Source organism: Streptomyces sp. NPDC048560 (assembly GCF_040650955.1).
In the GTDB taxonomy this organism is placed as follows: Bacteria; Actinomycetota; Actinomycetes; order Streptomycetales; family Streptomycetaceae; genus Streptomyces.
On sequence record NZ_JBEZIJ010000016.1, the window covers coordinates 1 to 20,563 of the forward strand.

The 20,563-nt window shown below is 68.4% G+C and carries 24 protein-coding genes and 3 pseudogenes; 10 read left to right on the plus strand and 17 right to left on the minus strand.

Translation table 11 applies throughout. The annotated features are described in order from the left end of the window. Nucleotides 1-525 (plus strand): TetR/AcrR family transcriptional regulator (locus AB0C82_RS33020; RefSeq protein ID WP_362849509.1); only part of this gene is annotated, 525 nt, incomplete at its 5' end. A gap of 330 nt (nt 526-855) precedes the next feature. Here the strand turns inward: AB0C82_RS33020 and AB0C82_RS33025 are convergent. The 4 genes from AB0C82_RS33025 to AB0C82_RS33040 are packed head-to-tail and all read right to left on the minus strand — an operon-like array spanning nt 856 to nt 3,501. Continuing rightward, nucleotides 856-1,722 (minus strand): ABC transporter permease, encoded by an 867-nt coding sequence (locus AB0C82_RS33025; protein ID WP_362849512.1) that lies wholly within the window; start codon nt 1,720-1,722, stop codon nt 856-858. Next, nucleotides 1,719-2,651 carry an ABC transporter ATP-binding protein gene (locus tag AB0C82_RS33030; protein WP_362849515.1) on the minus strand — a complete coding sequence of 311 codons (933 nt, stop codon included), beginning with the start codon at nt 2,649-2,651 and terminating at the stop codon, nt 1,719-1,721. The genes AB0C82_RS33025 and AB0C82_RS33030 overlap by 4 nt, the downstream gene beginning before the upstream one ends. Then, nucleotides 2,648-2,992 (minus strand): transcriptional regulator, encoded by a 345-nt coding sequence (locus AB0C82_RS33035; protein ID WP_362849517.1) that lies wholly within the window; start codon nt 2,990-2,992, stop codon nt 2,648-2,650. Before AB0C82_RS33035 ends, AB0C82_RS33030 begins: the two co-directional genes overlap by 4 nt. Beyond that, nucleotides 2,989-3,501 carry a hypothetical protein gene (locus AB0C82_RS33040; RefSeq protein ID WP_362849520.1) on the minus strand — a complete coding sequence of 171 codons (513 nt, stop codon included), beginning with the start codon at nt 3,499-3,501 and terminating at the stop codon, nt 2,989-2,991. Before AB0C82_RS33040 ends, AB0C82_RS33035 begins: the two co-directional genes overlap by 4 nt. Nucleotides 3,502-3,853: 352 nt before the next feature. On the opposite strand from AB0C82_RS33040, the gene AB0C82_RS33045 reads away from it, so the two are divergent. Further along, entirely contained in the window at nt 3,854-4,123 is a 270-nt protein-coding gene (locus AB0C82_RS33045; RefSeq protein ID WP_362849690.1) for a hypothetical protein, read from the plus strand. Between the two features lie 9 nt (nt 4,124-4,132). On the opposite strand, the gene AB0C82_RS33050 is transcribed toward AB0C82_RS33045, so the two are convergent. The 5 genes from AB0C82_RS33050 to AB0C82_RS33070 form a co-directional block, all read right to left on the minus strand. Beyond that, nucleotides 4,133-4,480 (minus strand): hypothetical protein, encoded by a 348-nt coding sequence (locus AB0C82_RS33050; RefSeq protein WP_362849523.1) that lies wholly within the window; start codon nt 4,478-4,480, stop codon nt 4,133-4,135. A gap of 75 nt (nt 4,481-4,555) precedes the next feature. Beyond that, entirely contained in the window at nt 4,556-4,801 is a 246-nt protein-coding gene (locus tag AB0C82_RS33055) for a hypothetical protein (protein ID WP_362849524.1), read from the minus strand. A gap of 221 nt (nt 4,802-5,022) precedes the next feature. Next, nucleotides 5,023-6,522 (minus strand): hypothetical protein, encoded by a 1,500-nt coding sequence (locus tag AB0C82_RS33060; RefSeq protein ID WP_362849526.1) that lies wholly within the window; start codon nt 6,520-6,522, stop codon nt 5,023-5,025. A gap of 908 nt (nt 6,523-7,430) precedes the next feature. Then, a complete protein-coding gene (locus tag AB0C82_RS33065; protein WP_329204919.1) occupies nt 7,431-7,772 on the minus strand; it encodes a metalloregulator ArsR/SmtB family transcription factor in 342 nt (113 codons plus the stop codon). A gap of 191 nt (nt 7,773-7,963) precedes the next feature. Beyond that, the gene (locus tag AB0C82_RS33070; protein WP_362849530.1) at nt 7,964-8,338 is read right to left on the minus strand and encodes a hypothetical protein; all 375 of its coding nucleotides are present in this window, start codon (nt 8,336-8,338) and stop codon (nt 7,964-7,966) included. Between the two features lie 891 nt (nt 8,339-9,229). Between AB0C82_RS33070 and AB0C82_RS33075 the strand changes: the two genes are divergently transcribed. After that, a complete protein-coding gene (locus tag AB0C82_RS33075; protein WP_362849533.1) occupies nt 9,230-9,619 on the plus strand; it encodes a restriction endonuclease in 390 nt (129 codons plus the stop codon). 521 nt (nt 9,620-10,140) lie between these two features. Here AB0C82_RS33075 and AB0C82_RS33080 read toward each other — a convergent pair. Then, complete coding sequence (locus AB0C82_RS33080; protein ID WP_362849535.1) at nt 10,141-10,368, minus strand: hypothetical protein; 228 nt, start codon at nt 10,366-10,368, stop codon at nt 10,141-10,143. Between the two features lie 99 nt (nt 10,369-10,467). Here AB0C82_RS33080 and AB0C82_RS33085 point away from each other — a divergent pair, with 99 nt between their 5' ends. The 3 genes from AB0C82_RS33085 to AB0C82_RS33095 all read left to right on the plus strand — a co-directional run bounded on the left by AB0C82_RS33085 (nt 10,468) and on the right by AB0C82_RS33095 (nt 11,603). Further along, nucleotides 10,468-10,734, plus strand: a complete 267-nt coding sequence (locus AB0C82_RS33085) for a hypothetical protein (protein ID WP_362849538.1) — start codon at nt 10,468-10,470, stop codon at nt 10,732-10,734. 15 nt (nt 10,735-10,749) lie between these two features. Next, nucleotides 10,750-10,986: a HEAT repeat domain-containing protein gene (locus tag AB0C82_RS33090; RefSeq protein WP_362849541.1), complete on the plus strand. Its 237-nt coding sequence runs from the start codon at nt 10,750-10,752 to the stop codon at nt 10,984-10,986. Between the two features lie 455 nt (nt 10,987-11,441). Beyond that, nucleotides 11,442-11,603 carry a hypothetical protein gene (locus tag AB0C82_RS33095; RefSeq protein WP_362849544.1) on the plus strand — a complete coding sequence of 54 codons (162 nt, stop codon included), beginning with the start codon at nt 11,442-11,444 and terminating at the stop codon, nt 11,601-11,603. 159 nt (nt 11,604-11,762) lie between these two features. Here AB0C82_RS33095 and AB0C82_RS33100 read toward each other — a convergent pair whose 3' ends face one another. After that, entirely contained in the window at nt 11,763-11,993 is a 231-nt protein-coding gene (locus AB0C82_RS33100) for a hypothetical protein (RefSeq protein ID WP_362849547.1), read from the minus strand. Between the two features lie 414 nt (nt 11,994-12,407). Here AB0C82_RS33100 and AB0C82_RS33105 point away from each other — a divergent pair. The 3 genes and pseudogenes from AB0C82_RS33105 to AB0C82_RS33115 all read left to right on the plus strand — a co-directional run. Continuing rightward, a pseudogene (locus tag AB0C82_RS33105) lies at nt 12,408-12,708 on the plus strand (transposase); the annotation flags it as partial. Between the two features lie 32 nt (nt 12,709-12,740). After that, nucleotides 12,741-13,016, plus strand: coding sequence for a hypothetical protein (locus AB0C82_RS33110; protein ID WP_362849550.1), 276 nt, complete (start codon nt 12,741-12,743; stop codon nt 13,014-13,016). A 381-nt stretch (nt 13,017-13,397) separates the two neighbouring features. Continuing rightward, the gene (locus AB0C82_RS33115; RefSeq protein WP_362849553.1) at nt 13,398-14,093 is read left to right on the plus strand and encodes a sortase; all 696 of its coding nucleotides are present in this window, start codon (nt 13,398-13,400) and stop codon (nt 14,091-14,093) included. A gap of 244 nt (nt 14,094-14,337) precedes the next feature. Here the strand turns inward: AB0C82_RS33115 and AB0C82_RS33120 are convergent, their stop codons facing one another. From AB0C82_RS33120 to AB0C82_RS33145, 6 genes and pseudogenes are all read right to left on the minus strand, one after another. Next, nucleotides 14,338-14,607, minus strand: coding sequence for a WhiB family transcriptional regulator (locus tag AB0C82_RS33120; RefSeq protein WP_362849685.1), 270 nt, complete (start codon nt 14,605-14,607; stop codon nt 14,338-14,340). Nucleotides 14,608-14,680: 73 nt separating this feature from the next. Next, nucleotides 14,681-15,019, minus strand: a pseudogene (locus tag AB0C82_RS33125) (transposase); the annotation flags it as partial. A gap of 5 nt (nt 15,020-15,024) precedes the next feature. Beyond that, nucleotides 15,025-15,860, minus strand: a protein-coding gene (locus tag AB0C82_RS33130; protein WP_362849556.1) for an IS5 family transposase whose coding sequence is annotated in 2 segments (ribosomal slippage) — nt 15,025-15,506 and nt 15,506-15,860 — 837 coding nt in all. Because the reading frame shifts where the segments join, the coding sequence is not laid out codon by codon here. A gap of 50 nt (nt 15,861-15,910) precedes the next feature. Beyond that, a pseudogene (locus tag AB0C82_RS33135) lies at nt 15,911-16,386 on the minus strand (IS5 family transposase); the annotation flags it as partial. A 162-nt stretch (nt 16,387-16,548) separates the two neighbouring features. After that, nucleotides 16,549-17,259, minus strand: coding sequence for a hypothetical protein (locus AB0C82_RS33140; RefSeq protein ID WP_362849559.1), 711 nt, complete (start codon nt 17,257-17,259; stop codon nt 16,549-16,551). A gap of 65 nt (nt 17,260-17,324) precedes the next feature. Further along, nucleotides 17,325-18,133, minus strand: a protein-coding gene (locus AB0C82_RS33145; protein WP_362849562.1) for an IS5 family transposase whose coding sequence is annotated in 2 segments (ribosomal slippage) — nt 17,325-17,783 and nt 17,786-18,133 — 807 coding nt in all. Because the reading frame shifts where the segments join, the coding sequence is not laid out codon by codon here. Nucleotides 18,134-18,833: 700 nt separating this feature from the next. On the opposite strand from AB0C82_RS33145, the gene AB0C82_RS33150 reads away from it, so the two are divergent. Continuing rightward, nucleotides 18,834-20,291, plus strand: coding sequence for a VCBS repeat-containing protein (locus AB0C82_RS33150; RefSeq protein ID WP_362849564.1), 1,458 nt, complete (start codon nt 18,834-18,836; stop codon nt 20,289-20,291). Nucleotides 20,292-20,563: the final 272 nt, after the last annotated feature.

Sequence of the window (20,563 nt, forward strand, 5' to 3'; positions counted from 1 at the left end):
ACCAAGGGCGCGCTCTACTTCCACTTCACCTCCAAGGAAGAACTGGCCCGCGGTGTCCTCCAAGAGGCCGTCACCACAGACGGAGTCTCCCCGCAAGCCTTCAAACTCCAGGAATGGATAGACGCAGCACTCCTGCTGGCCTACCGCCTCCCCCGAGAGCCCCTCCTCAGCGCGGCCATCCGGCTGTCCGTCGACCCCCGCGCACGCAACCTCTTCGGCACCCGCTGGCCGGACTGGATCGCCTACGGAGCCGAACTCCTCACCGAAGCCAAGGAACGCGGCGAACTCCTCCCCCACGTCAACCCGGCCACCACCTCACGCCTCCTCGTCGGCGCCTGGACCGGAGTACAGGTAGTAAGGGAATCGATGCCCGAGCGCCCACTGGCCCTCGTCACCGAAATCTCCGCCCTCTTCGAAACCATCCTCCCCAACATCACCCAACCCGCCGTGCTGGCTCGCCTCGACACTTCTCCATACCGCGCCGAACGCATCATCGGCCAGACGACAGCTGCCGCCGCCCCCTGACAGTCGGCTCCCCCACCGGCACCCGAACAAGCGCCCGCCCCCCTGCCCATGAAAAACGGCCCTGAGCCCCCTGGTCGGGCCGTGAACGGTGCGTGAGGGAGGGCGACGGGCACAGTGCACCTCGCTTCCGCAAGGAGGAGTGCCGCTGCGGAGGGGGCGGCCCTATGTCTTCAGTGGTGAGTCCGCGTGTACGTACCGGTGGCCCCCTGCTGCGCCGTGGTGAGTTCTTGTCACCGGCCGGGGTTCCGACCCGCGTGCGGGCCCGCGCCGGCGCGCCGGCCCGTGCCGTCGAAGCAGGCGCACGGCGTAGCCCGGTGGTCGCAAGGCCGCCTACGCGGCCGGCGCGCCGCTCTGTTCCGCCTTGCGGTGGCGGGCGGTCAGCCGCGAGCCGGACTCGCGGCGGGCGGCGCGGCGCAGGAGAGGGACCGCGAGGAGGAACCCGAGGACCGCCCAGGCCGTGAGGACCAGGGCGACCATGGGCAGTTCCCAGGAGCCGACCGCCTCGGCGGTCCGTGCCGAGTCCGGGAGCAGCGCCGAACGCAGGCCCTGCGCCATCCACTTGAGCGGAAAGACCGAGGCCACCTGCTGGACCGGCACGGGCAGTGCGGTGATCGGGAACACCGCCCCCGAGGTGAGCAGCAGCCCCATCGTCGGCAGCATGATCAACGCCAGGGCCTCGCGGGGGTTGGGCAGTACGGCGCCAATGGCGGCGCCGAGCGGCACGACGGCGAGCAGACCCAGCGTGGTGACCCACAGCAGCGTCAGCCAGTCACCAGGCCCGTGCGGCAGTGGCCCGTCCACCAACAGCGCCCCGGCGACCAGTAGCAGCGCCAGTGTGCCGATCGCCAGGACGACCACCAGGAGGCACTTGGCGACGAGGTAGGCCGGTATCCCGCCGGGCGTGGCACGCAGCCGCAGCAGGGTGCCTTCCTCCCGCTCGGTCACGAGGATCTGCGGGAGGTTGATCAGCCCGACCTGGAACAGCAGGTAGGCGGCGAAGCCCGCCAGCACCAGATGAGTCATCGGGGTTCTGGTCCCGGGCACGTCGTCGCCGGCGTAGGCGGCGACGAGCAACGCGACGACTACGTTGGTCAGATGGCCGGACATCTCCTTGCCGTTGCGCAGGAGGTGCCGCAGCTCGATTCCGCCGCGTTGGAGCCCGGCACGCCAGCTGTTCGTCATATGTGTCCCCCTCATGCGGCCGGTGTCTCCTCGTCCGCGTCCCTGTCCGTGCCGTCGGCTTCGTCCGTGCCCCCGGCCTCCCGGTGCACCATGTGCAGGTAGGTGTCCTCCAGCGTCGGGCGGCGGACCTCCAGGTCGGCGATCGGGCTGTCCGTGTGCCGGTGGAGTTCCCAGACCAGCCGTGAGGGGTCCTGTGTGCGTTCGCGGCGCGGCGTCCCGTCGTCGGCCGTCCAGCGGACCTCGGCCTGGGCGGCGGCTCGCCGGGCCAGTTCCGCGGGTGTGCCGCAGGCCCGGATCCGGCCGCCGACCAGCATGGCGATCCGGTCGGCGAGCCGCTCGGCCTCCGCCAGGTCGTGGGTGGTGAGCAGGACGGTGACGCCCTCGTCGCGGGCCAGCTGTTCGACCAGGACGTGGAACTCGTGCCGCGCCTGAGGGTCGAAGCCGGTGGTCGGCTCGTCAAGGAAGAGGAGCTCGGGGCGGCCGACGATGCCGAGCGCGACGTCGAGGCGTCTGCGCTGGCCGCCGGACAGCCGGTCCACCTGCCGGCCGGCCTGGTCGGTGAGGCCGACCAGGGCGAGCAGTTCGGCCGGGTCGCGCGGGTCGGGGTAGTAGGTCGCGAAGTGGGTCAGAAGCTCGGCGACCCGCCAGCGGCGGTGGTCGCGCCAGGACTGCAGGACCAGGCCGATCCGGGCTCGCCACGCGTCGCCGCCCCGCTCGGGATCCGTACCGAGGACGCTCACGTCCCCGCCGGAGCGCTGCCGGAAGCCTTCCAGGACCTCGACGGTGGTGGTCTTCCCCGCGCCGTTGGGCCCGAGCAGCGCGAAGACCTCGCCGCGGTGGATATCCAGATCGACGCCGCGCAGGACGTCGACGTCGCCGTACGCCATGGTCAGATCGGTCACCTGGATTACGGGCCGGACGTCGGTTCGTCCGAACGTCGTCATCGGCCCGCCTCCGCGTGGGGCTGCTGGTGTGCCGCCCCGGTCGCGGGTCCGACGCTGTCGACGATGGCCCGGAGGGCCGCCACATGTCCCTCGAACGCGGTGCGACCGCGGTCCGTCAGCCGTACCTTCGTACGGCGGTTGCGGCCGCCGCCCTCCTTGTGGGTCTCCAGGTATCCGGCCCCCTCCAACGTGTGCAGCTGCTTGGAGAGCGCGGAGTCGCTGAGCGAGAGGCTGTCGCGGACGAACGCGAAGTCCGCCCACTCGGTGGCGGCGAGCAGCGCGACCACCGAAAGTCGGGTGGCGGGGTGGATCAGCTGGTCGAAGCCGGCGGGGGTGCTCATCGGCCCGCCTCCGCATCGGCCGCCCGTTCGCCGCCGCTCCGCACCGATTCGGCCGCCCAGCGGTTGGCGGGACCGAGGGAGAGCAGGTACACAGCCACCGCGGCCGTGGCCTGGACGGGGCCGGCGTAGATCGGCTCCAGCGGCTCGGTCAGGTGGTCAGCCAGCACGACCGTCCCGCCGACCAGCACCGCCGCCGCACCGAACGCGGCCCACATACGCCCGGGACAGCGAGTGTGGTGAAGTTGCATCCGGTTCCTGCGGCTACTCACTACGATCAGCGCACTCAACAGGCCGACGTAGGCGGCAATGAACAGTCCGACGCCCCACTGGGGCAGGTCCATGCCGACGCCGGCAAGGAACACCCACATGAGCGCGGCCGTGCCGTAGACCATGCCGCGCCCGCCGGACGCGGATCGCTCGAACTCGTCGTACACCCGCTCCTGCGGCACTCGGATGCGCTGGAGATCCTTCCATGCCTGTTCGGCATCCACCGGCGTGCTCACGGCCATCCCCCTCCCGTCCCCGATAACTTTCCTACAAGGAAAGTTACTCTTGGCTTTCCTGGTAGGCAAGTCGGAAGTTTGCCCGTACCGGGAAACGGGAGCCGCGAAGGTCCGGCCACGGAGTGACCAGCCGCTCGTCCCGCCGCTCCCGCGCACGAAGCGCACCTGCGGACTGCCCGTGGTTCCAGCCCACTTCGTCACCGGTCGGGGAGGCACTGAGCCATCGATGCGGAGACGAATTGTTCACGAGTGAGTTTTGGCTCTGGTCCACTTCTTGTGGTCTCGTACGCAGCGTGACGGTTGGCCGTCGCTCGATGGCGGGTGACGTCGCCGGAAAATCGACCTGCCCGAGCCGAGCATGTGCGCTCCTTCGCCCACATGCTCACCCAGTTGCAAGGCCACCAACTGCCGGCATGGATCGAAGCGGCAACCAACGCCGACCTGCCCAGCCTCCAGCGCTTCCCAGCACCTGGAACGCGACCTCGACGCCGTCACTGCCGGACTCTCGCAGCCCTGGAACTCCGGAGTCGTCGAAGGCCATGTCAACCGGATCAAGATGCTCGAGCGCCAGATGTTCGGCCGCGCCGGCTTCGAACTCCTCCGCAAGCGCGTCCTGCTCTACTCCTGAGCTTGCCGTTCAGCCTTCAGCATCCGGCGAAAGTGGTTCGTTTTCGGCGGTGAGGGTGACCTGGGCGGTCCATGACCAGGGCTCCTGAGGCGGATCCCAGCTCACCTCCACGTCGGTGTCGTGAAAGTCGCGCGCGAGTTCCGTCACCATCACCGCCGCCGCAGCCCGCGCGTCTTGCGGGTCAGTGTTGATCGGAATGTCCAGCCGCCCGCAGAGATTTCCGCTTTCGGTGAGGACGCTGGTGCGCCAGCCCTCCGGCGTCGCAAACAGGAAGATCCCCTTCGGAACGCCCCAGGCGGGCCGCTTCTTCTCCTTCTTGCGTCTCACCATGCCGCTATCCAACATCGTCGAGTTCATGGTGATGAGTCTGGGTGGAGGATCACCCGCCGCGGCACGGTTTGGTGCCAGCCTTGCGCGGCAAGCTGAAATCCTTCAGGACAGATCGTCGATGAGCCCGAAGCCCTCCGGGAACTCCTCCAGGAACTCACGGCGTACGGGGTTGGTCTCGGCAGCTGCCATCTCCCCGAGCAGGGTGATCAGCTCCTGCTGCTGATCACTCGGCAGCGTGCTGACCACGTGGGCGATGCCCTCCATGACCTTGACCGCTTCGTCCTGATCCATCTGCTCGTCTTCACTGCCGTCGATGAACCACAGGACATCGACCAAAGCCTCGGCCAAGGCACGAGTCAGGGACGGGTACGAAGACGTCACGACGATCTCCCAGCAGATCAACGGCAGAGTCCGGCCATCCCACCACACACCACCGACATCACTATCCGTGAGCCTCCACAGAAAGTGGACCAGAGCCTGAGTTTTGGAAACACTTGCCCGGCGTGTTGACGTCAGTCGACGGCCGACGGCGATTGCCGTGCCCCTGCTCGCTGCGCGGGCGTCGCCTCTCAGCATCGGGCCCCCGTCGGTGGGGTGGCGGCGCCGTTCAGGCAGTGGTCAAGAAGTGCGTGCATACGAGGGACTGGCAGAGACGGGTTGGCCGCGGCGCCCTCAGCGGTGCGCAGGTCGGTCAGAAGGGTTTCCAAGGTCTCCGGTGTCAGGGTCGAGTTGGCTGCGGCTGCCCGGCGTACTGCATCGTCTGGGTCTTCCAGCGGAGGTTCGGGCAGGGTGGGGTCGGCTGCGGCAAGGGCGCGAACCTCGGGGTCCGGGTGGCCGATGAAGTGGCTCCAGCCGGTGCGGGGGAACGCGGGCAGCGTCAGAAGGTGCGGACGGTGGGCCGGGCGCGTCACGAAGACGTCCAGGAGAAGATGCGGCGGAGCCAGTGGGTGGTGGCAGGCCAGCTGTATCCGTACCTCCTCGTCATCATCCAGCGCCAGTGCCCCGGCGAGCTCTGCGGGCAGGCCGGGCCAGCTCGCCGCAACCCGGCGGAACACCGGTTCTTCGGACGCCGCGCAGGTGGCGTACCAGTCCGGCGACGGCTCGGTGGCCGGCTGAGTGATCGGGCAGGTGCAGTCGGGACCGTGCCCGACGACCTTGTGGACCTCCTGGAATTCGGCCCAGGTACGGATGGATGGCTGGAGGCGGGCACGCATCCGCACGTCCTCGTCCGGATCCTGCCTCAGCTCCGCCGCCGCCGGTCCCAGGTCGGGCCGGGTGGCGACCAGCCTGCGGATCTCTGCATCAGGGTGGCGGGCGAGCCGGGCGAGGGCGTCGGCCGGGGTATGGCGGTTGCGGGCCAGCGGGTGGACCACGTCGTCCGCGAAGCACAGCTCGACGACGGCGGGTGACAGGGCACACGTGCTGAGCACGGACACCGCGTGGCGTGAATCGATGGGCGGCAGCGCCGCCTCCACCGCCTCCGGGTCCAGCTGCCGGTTACTCTCCCTGGCTGCTTCCCGTACGGCGGGGTCGGGGTCGTCGAGCAGGGCATCGTGCTGCGCAGTGGTGAGCGACTGCCACTGGAAGGCGGCGTACAGACGGAGTGCTGGATGGTCGTGACCGGCCATGTCCCGCGGGAAGGACACAGGGACCTGCCGGGAGGACCAGAGCTCACCGACGATGTCCCGTTCAGTGACCCTGCCGACCTCGCCTCCGTCCTGGGCGGTAAGGAAAGCGACGAGGATGTCGTCCGGCAGAGGCCGGACCCACCGAGGCTGGAACCGTGTACCGCCGGCGAGATAGGCGCGGACGAGTCCCGAGGGGTCCGATGCCAAGGGAGCGAGTCGTGCAGGGTCGACGTGCAGGTTGCGGGCGAGGGCGCGGCGGATCCGCCCGACCGGGTGGCAAAGGCCCTCGTCGATGACGGCGTCGGGCAGGTCGCGCCCCTCGCACATCAGCAAGCCGGCCTCACCGGCCGCTTCGTCCAGAAGACGTATCAGCACGTCGGCCGGAGCCGCCGCGTTGAAGGTGATGCCGCGCAGCCACAGTTCACGGAGAGAGTCGGACACCGCGTCATCCTGCCACCTCGCCTCCTGAACCGGGCCGCCCGACGGCTACTTCGGCGCTGACCGGCGGCTCCGGCCGCAGAGCTTCGGACCATGTGGCGGAAACATTGCTCATCATGTGTGCCCCCGTACGTGGCACACCGCCAGGCTCCGCATCCACCCCCGCCGGCGGACGCACGACATCCGGGGCAAGTTCAAGCCGCCGGGCGTTGCGGAAACTCGGCCACATCGCCTTCCGTGCCCTCTCGCTACCGAGCGACAAAGCCAACCGGACGATACTCACCGCCACGGCGGCATTGGGGCTCATGCGCACCTGCTGGCGTCCCCGCAGGTGCGCATGAGCGTCCGTCCGATGCTGTTCCCCCGGCAATGTCACACAGCTGGACATTCAAGTTTCTGTTCTGTTCCTGGGAAGCGGCGTACGTGTGCCGGGCCCCGCACGCGACGGTCCTGCCGTCGCCCTTTGCCCGGCGCACGGTCGTGACCTTCGCCGTGGCAGTGACCATGACGCCCGCAGCGGTGGCCGACGCCGACCCGAACATGCTCGAAGACGGATCGCCGTCCTTCGGGTCGTGCCCCCGCCACGCTTGATGCCCAGCCGGAGGCGGCGGATCGACAAGCACGTACGAGCACGTGCGGTTCGGAGCCTTGCTCCCGCCGCCGGTCGAGGCGATGTCCGCGTGGGCCAGCGTCGTCGACGCCAGTTGAAGCTCGAATGCTGCACGTCAAGTAGCCACCGTCACAGCTAGGTTCGGACTCGTGGACAGGCCAGCCACCCGGACGGGAACCCCGGCCACCCCTCCGGTGAGGACGGGTCGGTGGCCGGGTTCGGGTCAGGCCTCTCGCCTTTTGTGCTCGCCGGCCGATCCGATCGTCACCCCGGAGCCCCCCGATGGCGCGCTGCGCGGATTTCAGGCGTCGAGGGAGTTGGCGTTCCTCAGTTCCGCGAGCAGTTCGTTCTGTCCGGCCAGCAGTTCGGTGAGGATGCGCCGGGCTGCCCGCAGGAGTTCCGCCACGTCGCCCCCGGCGAGTGCGTAGCTGACGGTGGAGCCCTCGCGGATGGAGATGACGATCCCCGAGCGGCGTAGTACGGCCAGTTGCTGGGAGAGGTTGGACGGTTCGATCTCGATGGCGTTCAGCAGTTCGCGTACGGGTACGGGGCCGTTCTGGAGGAGTTCCAGTACACGGATTCGGACGGGGTGTCCGAGCATGCGGAAGAACTCCGCCTTGGCCTGGTACAGCGGCACTTGCATGCGAATTGCACTCCCACCCGTTTCGACCATTCCATGAGCCGGCAACCAGTTCTTGCTGGTCCTCGGCGCCCAGTCCGTACATCCTCCTGCTTCCCGAACCCCTTGCACCCCTGGCTGAGCACTTTCAGATGTGCCGAGTTGAAGAGTTCTTCAACTCGTGGGCGTGCGGAGCCGGGAAGCAGGAGAAGCGGCTAGAGTTCCAGTTCCGTCTCGATGCGTCTGAGCTGGTGCCTGGCCATGGCGAGGTTCGCCCTTCCCTTGTCCAGGACGAGGTAGAGGAACAGGCCGTTGCCCCCGCGCCCCTTGATCAGTCGGATGAGGTGGTACTGACTGCCGAGGGTGATCAGCACATCCTCGATGTCCTCCCTGATGCCCAGCATCTCCATCGTGCGGATCTTCGCCCGGACCACATCGGTGTTCCCCGCGGCGGCTACGGTCAGATCGAGGTCCTTGCCTCCTCCCAGTGTTCCCAGGGCCATACCGGACGTGTAGTCGACGAGCGCAACCCCCACGCTCCCCTCGATCACGGTCATCGCCTCCTTCAGAGACGTCTCCACACTCAACATCGGTACTCGCTCCCTCAGCCTCAGACGAACCCGGCCCGTTTCATACCTCCGAACCAGGTGGTGATCGCAGACGCTACCCACCGGCGCCCAACAGGGTTGGAAAGAGCGGGAATTCGGCGGAAAACGAGCCCACACCCTAGGATGCGGCACCACCTAGAGGTCCCACAGCCCCGGTTGTCCGCACGATGTGGCTGTAACGTCCCTCACCGGCAGAGAGCTGATCGCCTCACCGCCCTACCGCCCGGTCCCGAACATGTACGCCCGGCCCCTTCGGGGAATGCACGAGCCGGCGGCACTCCCCGCAGCGGAAGTCTCCCGCCGGGGTGATCGCCGTGCCACGCTTCACGTGAGGGAACCTGTCCCGCACCGCCCGGTCGCGCTGCTCGGCGCTCCACCTCCTCGGCCTCCCGCGCCGGCGCCGCGCCCGCCGCCGCGACAGTGGCTGCGGGGCTCTACGTCCAGCTGGAGCAGCAGGCAGAGGCCCCCAGGAGCTCGGGCGCGCGGTCGGTCGATCGCCGCGCGGGCCGAGCCCGTACTGCCCGCCCCGGGCAGCAGACCCGCAGAACTTCACCGGCGGACTGCACACGTCCCGACCGGCACGGCCTGAACCTCCCCCTGGCCCCGTAACTCCCCGGCCATGGCGCGGAGCGCGGCGTACAAGCGGGCGGCGGGAGAGTCGCTGCACCGCGACTCGCTGCCCAATCGGCTGAACGTACGCTGCTGCCGGAAGTGAACGAAGCCTCCTGCCGTCGCTCCGGTGTTGGTACAACTGTCCGGTTCTCTGCCCGGGAACTGCCGGATTCCAGTCTGCCCCCACCCGCATGAGAGGGAGTTATCCAGAAGTACGCCCCGCGCTGCATCCGGCTGGCCTGGAGCGGAGGAATAGAAGCAATGACTCACACCGTGTTGTACGACCCGGAGAGCGTCGTGGCGCAGTCCATGCCGCTCGACCGCGAGATGCACCTGGCGCTCACCGCGGCCGTCCTCGCCTGGGAACCCGGTGAAGCGGGACTGCGTAGTGCCGACGTCGAGCAGATCAGCCTGCAACTCACCGGCCACGCACGCTGCGTCGCCTCCGACCTCCGCAACGCTCTCGAGCACCTGCCCAAGGACAGCGAGCTGCGGCCGCTGACCGAGGCGGTACTCCGGGAGGCGGCGCGCCGGCTGTCCGTGCCCTCCCACAACAGCGTCCCGCACGCACAGAACCGGGCCCGCCTGGTACGGGCGTTGCATCGGGCGCTCGACCGCCTCGACGCCGTACGGCCCGCCGTGGCCACCTGATCCGCCTGGAGCCTCACCCGTGGCTCCGGCGTACCGAAGTCCCCCGGCGGTGGGCGCCCGGCGCGGCCCGCCGGGGGACTTCTCCATGTCTCCGCGCACGTACGAGGGCCTGGACCGTGACCAGGAGCTGGTCCGGCTATGGGAAGAGCTGCTGGAGTGCGCCGGTCGTGAAGGCGAACGCGAGGCTGTATGCGCAGCTCGCACAAGCCCCGTACATCTTCCGTACCCCAGGCGGCGGCCGCCCACGCTCGACGCGTCGCCGTCGGCGTGCGGAGCTGGCTGTCAGGTGCGTGGGCGCGGCCAGGAGTCGTGCTGTGCGGCGGAGTCCGGGCGGCGCGCAGGCGGGATGACCCGCTCCAGCTCGCTGCCCGGTCGCTGGGCTTCAACGCGTACCTGGGCCGGGATGTCGCCCCGTTCAACGATGAGACGGTTCTAGATCGGGGTCTCCTGGAACGCGGGCTGTCTGCCTTCTCAATCGGGGGGATGGTGCTTGTGCCGTCGACCCCGGTGGCCGTCTAGAGCTACGGGCTGAGGCCGAACTGTGTGGTCAGGTCGGTGAAAAGCTCCTGGGCGGCTTCGTGCAGCGCCGTGTCCCCACCGTGCGGGGACAGAGCCGAGGTGAAGTCCTGGATGCGGTGCGGGCGCCGGGAGTAGATGAACGCTCCCACATGCTCGGAGACGACCGACACCAGCGGATCAGAACCCTTGCTGGAAACAATGACCGCGGTCAGGTGCAGGGCGCTGCCCACCCCTGTGAGTAGTTGAGGTACAGGCAATCCTGGTAAGAATGATCTTGCTAGGGTCCACCCAAGACCTGGGGCGTTCAACACATGGGAGGTGGTCAGGCGATGACCCCTGACGAGCGGGATCTGGTCATGGGCCTGGGGGTCGCACCGTGCTCGCCCCCGACGCGCACGATCGACGAGGTGCTCGCCCACTTCGGCGAGTCCGACGGTGGGGCCCTGGCGCTCCGGCTGCTCCGGGACGCCATGGAGCGCCGGGACGCCGACGATGTCGAGATGGCGTTGATCGTCCATTGGGCCGCCGACGCCTCGGTCGAGGAGTTCCTGGAGCCGTTGACCGAGCTGTTCCCTGCCGACTGGCACAGGGGGTAAGAGGACATCGTGTCCATGCTGGGCAAGCTCTGCTCGCCCAAGACGGTGCCCACGCTGGTCTTGGCGACTCGCTGGGTTCCCGAGTACCTGGACTGGGACGAGAACCGGGCGCTCGCGGTGAAGGCGATCTGGGCTCTCGGAGCCATTCCAGGCCCGGAGGCCCGAGAAGCCCTCAATGCCTTGCGCGACGAAGAGAACGAGATCATCCGTGAGAACGCGGTGAATCAGCTCGCACGCCGCGGCGAGCTCTGACCGCGGAGTCGAAGCCGTTCGTCTGGAACGCGCGGCCGCGTTTCCTCGGCCGGGCGTTCCGCCGTATCCGGAGCCTGCCGAGAGGCGGGGCATCACCCCCGCGCCTCACCGCCCCCGCGCGTCCACCTCCAGCCGTTACCGGGGGGGCGACACCGCGGCGCCGATCGCGTTGGCGGTGGAGGAGGGATGTCTTCCGGTTCGCCTCCGCGTCCTCGACACCCACCCGCTACCGTCGGCTGCGCCGAGTCGGGGGACTGAGGGGCCCTTACTGACACGCCGATACCTAGGGCTTTCAGGGAATACAGCACATCGTGAATGACGCTCCCCGCCAGCTGGCGGCTTCGCCTGGGACCCCAAACGGCGCGAGGCGTACGCGAACGACCAGGACGCCCCCCTCACCCTGATCGCCGTCGCCGCGAAGTCGAACCGCTCCCAGTCCGACAAGGACCGGCGCAATGGCTCGCCCGGCCGCCGACTACCGGTGCCAGTACGCGGCAGAGTGGACCGCGACGAAACTGCGCTGGGACCTGGCCGCCGACGAGGCCGAACACGAAGCACTGCTCGGTCTCGCCGCCGAATGCCCGACCACCACGGCCGTCTACGAGACCGCCTCATAGGGCTGACACCCCTCAACGAGCAGGAACACGCCTGCCAGCCAGGTGCGCGGCGGCACGTAGGCCCAGTTGGGGGTGTTGGGGCCCGGCAGGTCCTACAGCGGTGCGGGGTGAGCCGACAGTGCCCGGGAGCGGGGAGGGCTCCTACGGTACGCAGGTCGCCTACTCGTGCTGGCCGGTGGCGTTGTTCTTCTTGCCGTCGGCGCGGGTGTTCGCGTTGTTGTTTGCGAGGCTCTGCACATCGCTGTTGATGTTCGAATTCAGCGCAGAGACGTGGTCGAGGACATCAGCGTTGTTCAGGGTGCCGTCGGCGATACCGGCGTGAGCCGGAGCGGCAAAAAGGAGCGCGGTCACAGCGGTGAGGCCGGCGGTGGCGAGGATGTTGGTCTTCATGACTTGATCAACGACGCGTGTTCAAGCCGGTTACCGGAGCTCAGGTGATTCCTGAGAGACGCATCGTGTCCTGTCGCAGCGCAGGCGGCAGTTGACGTGACGCTGACTTGCATAGGTACCAGATGTTCGGAGACTGCGGGCCGGGGCCATCTCAAGCGATCTGGCTTTCGCGGAAGTGGTGATGGTGCCAGGTAGACCGTCCGTCGTCAGTGGCGCCTGTGAGGGTGCTCTTCGTGAACCTTGAGAACTTCCGGGAACTTGTAGAGACGTTGTCGCCGACAGGCAGACGGCAGGGATGCGCGACTTGCATGGCTTCGTTCTGATTCGTCGCGCAGGCCGCTGCCGGAGATCGTCGACAGCGTCAACCGTTTTCCGTTCGGGGAACGGTCACCGTGAACGTTCCCCGAACGCTTCACCCAGCTCCGGCCGGCCCGCCCGCTGGCCACCGGCCTCCGGCGGCCCTGGGAGAAGCCAGCACTGCCGAACAGGCTCACGCCCGCCCGCGTCCGCAGAGGGTTCAGGAACCTACGGACGAAGACCGGTGCACCGGCCGGTGCACCGAAACCCTGCCGCCCCGGCCCCGGCCGACCGCTCGGCTCAAAGAAACCACCGCCCTGCCATCCGTCACGATGTGGGCCGAGTCCTCGCCACCGGCGAGGCATACAGCCGCCCCACCCACCACAAGGCAGGCACCGAACCCCGCAGAACAGGCTGACAAACGACGACGGGGATCAACACACTGAGCACATGCGATATGAGAGAAGAGCCGAAAGAGCCAAGGTCAGGGCCGTTAAGGCCCTGATCTCGCTGGCCATCCTCGTCGCCTCACCGGTGCTGCTGATCGCAGGAGCCCTGATCCGCCGCCGCTACTTCCGCTACATCTACCGCGATGAAGCCCCGCCAGTCCTCGACAAACAGCGGGGCCGCGTCAGCGCCCACTACTTCGTCGTCACCCACCCTCTACTCGGATGGCTCTGCCGGCCCACAGAGACGCTCGCCCGCCTCATCAAACGCCGAGGTTGAACGACAAGCTGAGGGCGGTTCGTCCGGCGGGTCCGCCGAGGACTCCCGGCCCGGCTCCCCAGCGGGAGCGCAGGAGCTCGTGCTCGGCCAGCCCAGCCAGCAAGGGCAGGAAATCACACGGTGGGACAAGAGGGGGGAGGCTCCTCAGCACCCCGCTGGAGGTCGTGGAGGGCAGGCTGGAGGCCTCCACGACGCGGAACCCCGTACACCCGGAGGGTCCGCAAGGGGTGGTGGCGAGTCGCCCTGCTCGCGGCCCCGGATCGCGGCTGAGCGGGACCCGACAAGGGAGCGCCCGACCGGGAAGCGGTGGTGTACTGGGAGGAGCGGGCCGTGGACCGCGGTCCGCTCCGGCACCTGCCGACAACCGATCCGGATCTCCCCATGCACAGTCTCCGAAGAGTTCCCCGGGCGCTCGCGAGCGCGATACTCGTGGCCCTGGCAGCAGGCTGCTCGGCAGCGACGGCCGGGCAGGCCACAGCACCGGACCCCGTCCTGACCGCAGCACCGGGCGCACCGGCACCGACGACAGAGCCGGCGAAGCCACCGGCCGACCGGACCGATCCGCGGACCGAGACCGCGACGCTCTCCATCCCGTCGATCGGCCTCAGCGATCTGCGCGTGGTTCCGTACAAGGGGACGACGGACGACTGGCCGGGGACCCGTATCCAGAACCGCGGCGTCGCGGCCAGCCCGTACGGCGAGGACGGCGGCGTGGGCCCGGGCGAGGTCGGCAACTATCTCGTGACGGCCCACCGGCTGTCCGCGGGCGGCCCGCTGCGCGAGCTCCCGTCCGTCGAAAAGGGCGACTCCGTCTTCGTCACGGAGGGCGGCACGGTGTACGAGTACCGGATCACCGAGTCCAGGACGACCTCCTTCCGGTCCGAGCGCTCCCTCGCCGAGCAGCGCGCCGAGGTTCCCGGCTCCCCGGGGGAGAAACCGACCAAGGCGATGATCACGCTCTCCACCTGCGCCACGCCCGAGGACAACGCGGCGGGCAACTTCTGGCGGGACGACAGGGACAATCCCGAACACCGCATCGACAGGATCGGCGTACTGGTGGCCTCGCGGCCGTCATGACGTGTCACAGGAGCGAGGCCCTCATGCCGAGGACCAGGAGTCTGCTGGACGCCGGCCGAGTCGAGATCGACCTTCGGATACCCGGACGGCGTGCGGCAGTCGTCGAGACGCTGGGCCGGGACAACCTCCTCGGCTGGTCGTGGCTCTTTCCTCCCTCATGTGTGGCACCTGGGCACGCATGTCGTTCATGCGGGGCGGGCGGTGGAGTTCGACGCGGCCGTCCGTGCCCTGTGCCAGGACGTCCTCAGCTCACGTGCGGCTGTCCCTGCTCAAGGCAGGTGTCCCGGAGGGCTTGGCGCCAGGAGGTGACGTTGGGCCTGCGGCGCAGCAGCGCTCGGCGCTCGCGCTCGGTCATCCCGCCCCACACGCCGAACTCCGTCCGATTGTCGAGGGCTTCCGTCAGGCATTCGGTGCGGACGAAGCATCCGGTGCACACTGCTGTGGCCCAGTTCTGGCCCGGCCCCTTCGCGAACAGCACCTCCGGGTCGCCGCTCCGGCAGGCCACGCTTCCCAGTGGTCTTCCCTGCTCAGCATCCTGGCCCTCCCCCGTCGAGACATGCTCCCCGCGACGAGCCTAAGACCGTGTCCTATGTGGTGAGTCGGGCGAGTCGTTTGTAGCAGCAGAGTGCTGCTGCGAGGCCGAGAAAGGCCAGGTAGTTGCGGGGGTGGCGCTCGTATCGGTGGTTGAGTCTGCGGTAGCCGGTCAGCCAGGACATGGTGCGTTCGATGACCCATCGTCGGCGCCCTAACCGTTCGCTGGACTCGACTCCCTTGCGGGCGATACGGACACCGATGTGCTTGCCCCATAGCCATTTCCGCAGGTGAGGTACGTCGTACGCCTTGTCGGCGTGGAGGCGCCGGGGCTTGAAGTACCGGCCGCGGTGGGGGTCGTGTCTCGTTTGGTGACCCTCGATCATGGGCTTTAGAGGTCCTAACAAAGGCGTTGGACGTGGCGGTGGGTGATGAGGCAGGTGGCGAGGCCGAGGAAGGCTTCGTGGATGTCATCACGTCTCTCCCAGCGGACGCGGAGACGTCGGAAGCCGTGGAACCAGGCGATCGTGCGCTCGACAACCCAGCGGTGAACTCCGAGGCCGGAGCCGTGCAGAACACCGCGGCGGGCGATGACCGGTTTGATGCCCCGAGCCCAGACCAAGCGGCGGTACTTGTCGTGGTCGTAGCCGCGGTCCCCGAGTAGCACGTCGGGCCGTCGACGCGGCCGTCCCACGAGCCCTGGGACCGACGGGATCTTGGCAAGCAACGGCATCAGCTGGGTGACGTCGTTGCGGTTTCCGCCGGTCAGGGATACCGCGAGCGGGATCCCCTGGCCGTCGACGAGGATGTGGTGCTTGCTGCCCGGCCGGGCGCGGTCGACCGGGCTGGGACCGCTTTTGGGCCCCGCCGAGCGGCCCGGACGTGGGAGGAGTCGATCACCGCCCGCGACCAGTCGAGCTGGTTCGCCGCTCGCAGCCTGGCCAGCAGCACGACATGGAGCCGGTCCCAGACGCCGGCCTCGTTCCAGGCAGCGAGCCGGCGCCAGCACGTCATGCCCGAACCGAAGCCCAGCTCCTGCGGCAGATACTCCCACTGAATCCCGGTATGCAGGACAAACAGGATTCCGAACAGTGCCTGCCGGTCAGGCACCCTCGGCCGACCGGCTACCAGCTTCGGTCCCGGAACAGGTAGCAACGGCTCGACCAGCGACCACAGTTCGTCCGAGACGATCCACGGACGCGACTCTCTCTTCCCCACGAACAGCCCAACGAGCATCCAAGCCGACAGTCACACCATCAGAGGCTTCTGTTAGGACCTCTTAGCGCGAGGCTGTCGTGGGTGTTGGCCGCGGAGAGGCCGACGAGGAGGGGCAGTCCGTTCGCGTCCGACAGGACGTGCATCTTGGAGCCCGGCTTGCCCTGGTCCACGGGGCTCGGACCTGTGAGTTCGCCCCTTTTTTAGCCCTCACGTGCGCGGAGTCGAGCACCGCCCGGGACAAGTCGAGGAGGCCGGCGTCGTCCAGGCGGTGCAGGATCTCTTCGTGGAGCCGGCCCCAGACACCGGCTCTTGACCAGATCAGGAACCTGCGGTGGGCCGTCGACTTCGATATCCCGAAGCACGGCGGCAGAGCCCGCCAGGCGCATCCGCTGACCAAGACGTAGATGATCGCCGCGAACAGCGCCTCATCAGGCGTGTCCTGCGTCCCACCACCCTGCGGCCGCACCTTCGACGGTGGGATCAGCGGCTCCGCCATCTCCCACAGCCCGTCCGGAACAATCCAACTCCACGTACCCCGCCCCATACGCAGACCAACGAGCCAACCCCCACATAGGACACGGTCTAAGACATCGTTTCTTATGGCGTGATTGCTCGTTGAGCCGCGCATGGCAGGCAGGCTGGTCTGCAAGTAATCGTCTGCACCTCTGGGAGTGGGTGAAGCCTGCCGTTCACCCACAGTGCCGAGCTACGCCCGTCTGTCCAGCACGGAGAGCTCCGTGCCGCAGTCGGTGCAGACGGCCTGTCCGAACATGTATGGCAGCCCGTGTGCCACGACTCTCTGGCCATCTGCCAGGGCCCGGCGGTGCAGCTCCTGTACCGCCCCGCCCGCTTGGGCGGGGTCGATCGGACGCAAGGGCGACCTCTGCGCTTTCGGGTTCGCGTAGTCCTCGCTGGACGCGAAGTGGCCTTCCTCTCCGAAGACGATGGTCAGCATCACTCCGCAGTAGGGGCAGTCGACTTCATGCTCACCCTCCGCAAGGTTCTCCAGATTCCGGTCCCAGACCTCGGCGCCCTGGAACGCCATCCATGACTGGAGCAGGAAGACGTAGTCCACTGCGGTCATGGATGTGGTGAGTGTTTCCTCTGTCAGACGGCAGAACGCGGCCGCTTCCCGGGCTCCCACCTGAGCTGCCTCGGGTGAAGAACGGGCGCACCCCGTGATCGCTCCCGCCAGGTAGAGCACGTCCAGTCGTTCGCCGGCCGCTCGTCCGGCTGCGATCCCAAGAAGGCGGGGCAGGGCGGCGAAGCTTGCGGAGAAGGCGGTGTCGTACATCGGGCAGAGCCGGTCAACCAGCTCCGTTGAGACAGCTTCGGGGTCCGCCTCGTACCGGTCAAGCAGGTCGGGCACCCCTTCCGCTGAACCGTATGCGTCGCTGAGCCTGGGCCAATCCGTCATGCCCGGCATTCAAGCATCGCCCGTCCAGTCCGAGGCAGCAGGGGCCTACAACAGCAGGTTTCGCTCTACTTGGTGAGGCGGCGGTGACAGATCAGGGTCGCGGCTATGCCGACGAAGGCAAGGAAGTGCTCAGGTTTGCGCTCGTAGCGGCGGTGGAGTCGTCGACAGCCGGCGAGCCAGGACACGGTCCTCTCGACGACCCATCGGTGGCGGCCAAGCCGCTGCGAGGACTCGAGCCCCTTGCGGGCGATGCGGTGGCGGATGCCGCGCTTGCGGAGCCATCGGCGCAGGTGGTCGTAGTCGTAACCCTTGTCGGCGTGCAGTTTCCCTGGGCGACGACGGCGAGGTCCGCGGCGGGAACGAATGGGCGGGATGCCCCGTACAAGCGGCTCAAGGCCCTGACTGTCGTGCATGTTGGCGCCGGAGATGCCGAGCGACAGCGGCAGTCCGTTCCGCTCCGTGATCAGGTGGATCTTTGAGCCCATTTTGCCGTGGTCGGTCGGATTCGGTCCCGTCAGTGGCCCCCTTTTGCAGCCCGCAGACTGACCGAGTCGATCGCGCACCGCGACCAGTCCAGCTCGCCGCAGGCTCCGAGCTCGTCGAGGACGACACGGTGGAGCCTCGCCCAGACGCGGGCCCGGCTCCACTGGGCGAAGCGTCGGTAGACGGTCTGCCAGCTCGGGCCGAACACCGGCGGGAGCTGCCGCCACGTGCAGCCCGAGGTCGCCACGAAGATGATCGCCGCCAGGGCCTCGCGGTCACCGGCCCGTCGCCGACCCCCGCCCTGAGGACGTATCACCTCGGTCGGCGGGACCACCCGCCGGAACAACACCCACAACTCGTCCGGCACCAGCCGCTCAACCAGATTCGCCATGCACTGCTCAACGAAGGATCAAGCCATAAGAAACGACGTCTAAAGCCGTTTTGGGGGCGTTTTGCTGATGCGCGACGGGAGCGAGGCGGCGTCGGCCGCGGGGTGATAGCGCCCAGCGGAACGGCACCGGGGGAAAAAGGCCGGTATGGCCGGAGCGCGTCCGGTTCCCATGGAGGAGCGGAGCAACCTTCCCGCGAGATACACCCCACTCGTTCCGGTACGAGGTGGTGGGATACGCCAACCTGCCCCGGCCCTCCGACCAGTAGCATCCCGCACCAACGCCGGGCTGATGGTGAGAGGGATGGAGCGGGCCTGGAATCCGTTGCTGCGGGCCTGCTCGGCGTCGCGGTGGGTGAAGTCGAATCCTGCGGGCTTTCCTCAAAGACCCGATGCTGGCGGTCATGCGGTCTGCGGTGTCGGAGTCGACGGGCTCGGGCACGCAGCCGCGAGGGTGGGTGAGCGCGGTGCAGAGGAGGGCTCTCTCGGCTTCGGTGGGTTTCGGGCTGAGGGTCGCGCTCATGGGGGCGGCGCAGTCGGCGTCGTTCGACGGGTCCTCCTTGATCACGTGCGCCCGGGGCGTACAACCCTGGGCCGGATCCGGTTGTCTGTACGTGTGCAGATCAACTGCATTCGAACGTGCGACGACTGCCGGGTGAACGTGCCCGGAAGTCTGCGCGCACTCTCCCGCTAAGGAGCCCGCGTGGCATCCCGTGCACTCGGCACCAGTGTGGTCCTCGCCCTCACCATGGCGTCCACGCTCGTCGCTCTGCCCACCACCCAGGCCGCGATGCCGTCCGGCCCGGCACAGGCGACGACCGCCTTGCCCGGGAAGAAGAGCGACTTCAACGGCGACGGTTACGCCGACCTGGCCTTCACCGCGCCCGGGGCCACGGTCGACGGCCTCGCGGGCGCCGGTTACGTCGGCGTCCTCTACGGGTCGAGCACCGGCTTGAAGACCACCACCAAGCAGGTCCTCACCCAGAACTCGGCCGGCATACCCGACGCGGCCGAGGCCTCCGACGCGTTCGGCACCAACATCGTCTCGGCCGACCTCGACAAGGACGGCTACGCCGACCTGGTGGTCGGTACGTGGAGAGAGTCCGTCGGCACCGTGTCCGGGGCAGGCTCCCTGACCGTCATCTGGGGCGGTGCGGGCGGACTTTCGGGCGGCGCCACGCTCCTGACGGGCGAGACCAATGACTACGTGGGCAGCCAGCTGGTCGTCGGCGACTTCAACGGGGACGGCAGCCAGGACATCGGCACGACGCGCGCCTCCGTCCTCCAGGTCCTGAAGGGTCCGTTCACCCGCCAGGGCTCGGCAGCCGGCATCACTGCCGTGTCTTCCGACCACCACCTCAGTTGGTTCGACATGGCCGCGGGCGACCTCAACGGAGACGGCTTCGACGAGATCGTCGGTGTCTCCGGGGGCGAGGACTACCGGGACGCCAGCATCGCTACCGGCGGCCCCGAGGGCCCTGGGCCCTTCGTGGGGATGATGCACAGCGACGTACGCAGGTTCGAAGGCGGCGAGACCGTCGCCATCGGCAACGTCAACGGCGACGCATACGCCGACATCGTCGTGGGCCGGAACGACGGCCTGGACGGCGACGAGGACTTCCCGTTCTCCTTCGGCGGCATGATCACATACGTGCCCGGCGGCGCCACGGGCCCCCAGATCGGCAGGTCGAAGATGATGAACCAGGACTCGACGGGCGTGCCCGGTGCCGCCGAGTACCTCGACGGGTTCGGTTCGTCCCTCTCCATCGCCGACACCAACGGTGACGGCTTCGGCGAGGTCGCTGTCGGCGTCCCGAACGAGGCCCTGGAAACCACCAAGAGGGCCGGCGGCATCGTGATCCTGCCCGGCACGGCGGCCGGGCCGACCGGAACGGGTTCCACGGGCTTCAACCAGACCACGGCGGGCATCACCGGCACTGCCGAAGCGGACGACCTCTTCGGCGGGGCCGCCGCCTTCATCGACGGCAACAGGGACGGCCGCGCCGAGCTCGCCGTCAGCGCACCCGGTGAGAACGCCGGAGAAGGTTCCATGTGGGTCATCCCGTCCATGACGACGGGCACCGGATCCTTCACGTTCGGTCACGGCACCCTCGGCACCGTGGCAGTGAAGGCCGCCCTCGGAGCGTCCATCAACCGCTGACAACCGGTGCAGCCCTCGGCTCGGGGCCAAGAGTCCGCAAGACGCGGGCCAGGGGCGGTCGTGCAGGTCCTGCGCAAGGTGCGGCCCGAGGTTGGCGAAAATCGAGGAGCTCGCCGCCCGAGCCCACGTGGTGCCGGCCAACCGGCGGCAACATGAGCTGTACGGGACGCCTCCCGGCCGGCCGGCCGGGCGGACCAGCGCTCCAGCTCATGGAGCAGGGCTACAGCACTCGGGAAGCCGCGCGGATCGTCGGTATCAACCTGCGTACCAAG